The sequence below is a fragment of the Aquimarina sp. U1-2 genome (genome assembly GCF_017897595.1).
In the GTDB taxonomy this organism is placed as follows: Bacteria; Bacteroidota; Bacteroidia; order Flavobacteriales; family Flavobacteriaceae; genus Aquimarina.
In genome coordinates this window covers 1-306 of the sequence record NZ_JAGKIK010000150.1, presented here as the reverse complement: position 1 = coordinate 306, position 306 = coordinate 1, and the positions used below count along the sequence as shown (strand labels likewise).

The window sequence follows — 306 nt, the reverse complement described above, 5'->3', positions numbered from 1 at the left end:
ATAAAGTTGTTTGGGGTGGAGACCGTTTAGGAATTTATTTCCTTGAAACTGGAGCTGTAAATCGGGGTAGTAAAGTAGTTTATGATAGAGCACATTCTGCAATGGCTGAAATTAAAGCAGGTATGGTAGATTGGGATGCTGCATTTGAAGGAGCAGATTGGTTTCACTGGACTGGGATTACTCCAGCAATTTCGCAAGGAGCGGCTGATGCTTGCCTAGAGGCATTAAAAGTGGCGAGTGCCAAAGGACTAACCATCTCTACAGACCTTAATTACCGCCAAAAGCTTTGGAAATATTGTGATGAAG

Annotated in this window: 1 pseudogene; it reads left to right on the top strand. The window is 42.8% G+C overall.

Annotated features, from left to right (window positions below):
• Positions 1-306: pseudogene (locus J8281_RS19435) on the top strand (sugar kinase); the annotation flags it as partial.